At 39.9% G+C, this 4,081-nt stretch carries 5 protein-coding genes and 1 pseudogene; all 6 read right to left on the reverse strand.

What is annotated here, in order from left to right; translation table 11 throughout:
• Positions 1 to 318, reverse strand: a pseudogene (locus FHL06_RS11990) (TrsD/TraD family conjugative transfer protein); the annotation flags it as partial.
• Complete coding sequence (locus FHL06_RS11995) at positions 287 to 649, reverse strand: hypothetical protein (RefSeq protein WP_014216295.1); 363 nt, start codon at positions 647 to 649, stop codon at positions 287 to 289. The gene FHL06_RS11995 and the pseudogene FHL06_RS11990, both read right to left, overlap by 32 nt.
• 20 nt (positions 650 to 669) lie before the next feature.
• The gene (locus FHL06_RS12000; RefSeq protein ID WP_153386819.1) at positions 670 to 1,005 is read right to left on the reverse strand and encodes a CagC family type IV secretion system protein; all 336 of its coding nucleotides are present in this window, start codon (positions 1,003 to 1,005) and stop codon (positions 670 to 672) included.
• Position 1,006: 1 nt separating this feature from the next.
• Positions 1,007 to 1,621, reverse strand: coding sequence for a hypothetical protein (locus FHL06_RS12005; protein WP_153386821.1), 615 nt, complete (start codon positions 1,619 to 1,621; stop codon positions 1,007 to 1,009).
• A 35-nt stretch (positions 1,622 to 1,656) separates the two neighbouring features.
• Positions 1,657 to 1,995 (reverse strand): hypothetical protein, encoded by a 339-nt coding sequence (locus FHL06_RS12010; protein ID WP_153386823.1) that lies wholly within the window; start codon positions 1,993 to 1,995, stop codon positions 1,657 to 1,659.
• Positions 1,996 to 2,046: 51 nt separating this feature from the next.
• Positions 2,047 to 4,081: MobA/MobL family protein (locus FHL06_RS12015; RefSeq protein WP_192917976.1), on the reverse strand; the 2,035-nt coding region annotated here is incomplete at its 5' end.

Below are 4,081 nucleotides of genomic sequence, written 5' to 3' on the forward strand. Positions count from 1 at the left end.
TGTCATATTGACGGGAATTGTCGGCTCTAAGAACTGTAAGGTGTCATCAACCCCTTCGCCTAACGTACTCATGAGAAAGGCGCCATAGTCCTCAAAGACGTCTTGCTGTTCGGTTTCATTAAGTAGATCAAGGTTGATCCCACTAACTTCCAAAATGCCAACGAGATTACCCGTTTTGGTAACTTCGTAATTACCATACATACCCACCACCAAGCTCATGTCATCAATGGTTTCTTTGCCACCATTGATTTTAGGCGGTTGGTAATCCCAATCTAGCCTGGCTGATTTATTGGCGGTTTTGTTCTTCTTCAAACGCATTTAGTTCACCTCGCTTCTTCGGTTTTAAATAAAACAGTTTCTGACCATTGGCATAGCGGCGTTTCAACTTAAAGTTATCCCGCACTTTAATATTCTTTCGCGCCGCAACTGGCCTAATTGTTAAAATAGCCATGACAATCGTCATGGCTAAGACAACAATCACTATTTTTATCAGGACTAAGATCAGACCATAGGGTGGGATCGCAATAAAAATTAAGCCCACTAGTCCTGCCAGCGCCGCATAGCCAAAATCCTTCAAGGTGTAGTCTTTCCAGATCCCGTAATCTTTATCTACGTTCTCTGGGAAGATAAATTCTTTTCCTTTCTTCATTTGGCAGGCTCCTTTTTAAATTAAGTGAATAGGCTGTAAACCCAAGGTAATAGCCAGATAATCGCTGCCGCTAGGGCCACTAAACCAGCCACCCGACCAACCGCGTGATAAACCTCTGATTTCTCTCGCGGATCGTCTGCGTCAGGCATTCTTTTGATAATAATAAATAGCGCGACACAAATCCCGACTAAAACGACCAAGCCAGTTAAAATACCTTGGATCGTCTTACCAGCGCTGGTTAGCTTGCTTCTAACTTCGCCACCGTCCGCCGCCAAAACAACCTGGGCGTTCATCAAGCCCAAATAGATTGCAGTAGCTCCAGTAGTTGCTAACGCTTTTACTTTGCTGAACTTCATGTTATTCCTCCTTCCTATCGTCTTCTGATGTTCTTAATTGAATTTGTTCTGCCTGCGTTTCTTCTGGCTCACGCTGATAGAACTTGTTCATTTGTTCCTCGGCAATTTGCTGGCTTGGTAATGGATCGGTGGCTAATTTGACGCGGCCGTTTTCACTCGTGGCTAAGTAATACTCTTTTTCTGACTGGCCTAATTCTTGGGTCTCTAAGACATGCAAATTATGTTCGTAACGGTCTAAGGCGTTATCAACTTCTAAGCCATAGAAACCTAAGAAACCTTCCAGGAAACTCTCACCAAAAAAGGTCATTTCATTTTTGATCTGCTTATATTGATGAATCGGTTTATCACTTACCAATTTTTCGGCCTTTTTAGCATTTTGACTGTCTTGATGGCGATTAAACCAGCCCCTAAGTTTTAATGGCGGCATTTTTAGCTGACGTTTAACGGCCTTCTTAATCATTGCTCGGCGAACTTCATCGATTGGCTGGCCGTCTTGGTCTAAAATTGCTTGTAGCTGCTTCTGGTCAGTTAGTGCTTGGTCGTCATCAACCACAATCGCCTTTTGGTCATCATGTAGTAACTTGCCATTAATGCCTTGCCAGCTTTCTACTTTCATTAAATCACCTCCTCAAAAAAAGCGCGTTAGGGACGCTAAACAACTAGCTTTCCCCTAACCCGCCCGGTAAAATGGATTATTAGGAGGGTGACACCTAGAAGTTGCGGTTCTAGGTGCTGATCCCCGTTAGCAACTCTACTGCTGACGAGGACGCCCTCTTTTTTTATGTGATTTTTAACCCACTCTATCCCTTCATCAGATATTAATTTATTGGTACCTGAACCAAGCAAAAATTGATCAGGAAACTCTGGATGTCGTTTGATCCAGTTGCTGACATAATTTCGGCCACGCCCCAGCTTGTGATTAGCTTGCGTTACGCTGTACCATTCCTGATTGCCTGTCACATGTAAGTTCTCCTTTCTTAATTTAGTCATAATTTAACATCAAAAGGTGTAACTTACACCATTTATTTTTTTACATTTAGGTTACAAGTGCCTGCCCCCATCTTCATGCCGGTTTCGAGTTTGGTGTTGCCGTTGCTTTTTCGTCATTTCCCACTCGGTCTCCTTTAGTCCACGTAGTTTCTGTTTTCTTAGATAGTCCGTATTTTTCGCATATAAAATGGTCATTAAGGCTTCGTCCAAAATATTCATCAGGTAATTTTTCGGGCTAGTTGGGTGGTAATTAATGGCCCGATAGTCTTTAACTTGAGTCTGCTTATATTGATCAAAGCGCATTGTCTGTTGTTTCAAACGGGTTTGCACCATTTCAATTTGTTTGTGATCCAACTTAGGATCTTGGCCACATTCGCCGATAAACAGTTGCCGAGTGCCATCATGTTTTAAGACCCGTTGTAATCGGTAGTTCTGAATATCTTTTAATTCCATTTTACCTAACAGGTAATTCAAACCAGCTTGGTGTTGCTGACTAGTAAAGACTACCGGTGGCTGCTGTTGCAATTGACTAAAATCATTGGCGCTTAATGGCTTTAATTCTGGGTCATAGTAAACCACAGCGGTATAGATTTGCTCCTTGTCAATCGTCTCTAGCTTATCGAGGTCACTGTCCGGAAAAGCAGTTGTTAGAATGCTGTCGTATTGGGTTTGCACCACGGCTTTAACTTCCCGCATGACCCGTAAATCTTTGACCGCTTTAGAAATGAATTCGAGTTCGTTAGGTTGATAAACGGCTAGCATGCCCCGATCAGTATGCTTCAAATCGTCTAACTGGTGACCATGTTTGGCTAGTACCGTGGTTAATTGCTTCTCAATTGTTTGGGCCTGCTGATTAACTAACTGCCAGCTGGTATATGGCCGCTTGGTAAACGTCAATAATTGCTGGGTTAATAAGTCGTTTCGAATATTCATTAAACGTTCGTTTAATTCACTGCCTTTGAAAATCGTTTGTTCACTATTAGTTTCTTTAATCAGTTCCCGTCGTTCAGCTGCGGTTGTCTGTTCAAAATTAAGTTCCGGATAAAGCTTTTTAGTCGTGCGATCAACTACTTTATTTAAGAGTTCATCTGCTTTTTTTAGTGAACTTTCTTGTTGGTTAATCGTCAATAATTGCTTAGTGACATCTTCACCAACAGCGTGCTTAATTAAGGTACTGTTTTTCCAATTAAATAGCATGCGCCGTTTATCATCTAAGTTCTCCAAACTGATATAAGTTTTCAGTTCATGGCTTAACTCTTTAACTACCCGTTTTTCATTAAACGATAAGTGTTTACTTAGGCTATCTAAATGACCTCTATTGATTACTTTTTCTTGGTTGTTTTTATAACTGGCTTTGGCCTTGCGATAGTTCTTAACTTGTTGGTTAAATTCTTTTCTTTCATGCCGCTTACTATTGATTCCCTCATGTTGCATTGGGGTATCATCTATTCCCTCCTCGATAAATGATTTTTCGCTGATCCGATCGGGAATATTTTTTTGCTCTAAAGCCTGATTTACACTTGCCGCCCAATTGTGCCGCCATTCAGTTATTTTTTCTTTTTTATCCCAATCAACTAACCAAACTTTCTTCTGTCTTGGAAAGCCACTTTTAGTAAATGTTTTATTTCCATTTTCATCTAAAACTGTTTTAAATTGTAATGGCATTCTTTCAATATCTTGATCAATCATGGCTATTTGACAAGCTTTAATAATATCCTCATTGGTAATCCCGTCCCTATTTCCCAGAGTAAGATTTTCAAGAATTGTCCCAGAAAAAATATAGGGACTTTGAGGAATATAATTAACAAATTGCCTCAATGTATGTTTATCCACATTTTGAATATCATTATTATTTATATAAACTTTACCAACATTCGGCTTAAAAAAATCAACTAATAGCTTAACTAACGTTGATTTACCAGAGCCACTCATTCCCACAATTGTTAATTTTTCGCCAGATTCAATTTTTAAATTAATATTATTTAAAACGTTATTCCCATATCCATAACTATAGTCAACATCTTCAATTCTAATATCACCAACCAACTGAGAATAATTCTTAACTGCTCTTTGTTCATCAAATTCG

The organism is Companilactobacillus halodurans (assembly GCF_009600985.1).
Classification (GTDB): Bacteria; Bacillota; Bacilli; order Lactobacillales; family Lactobacillaceae; genus Companilactobacillus; species Companilactobacillus halodurans.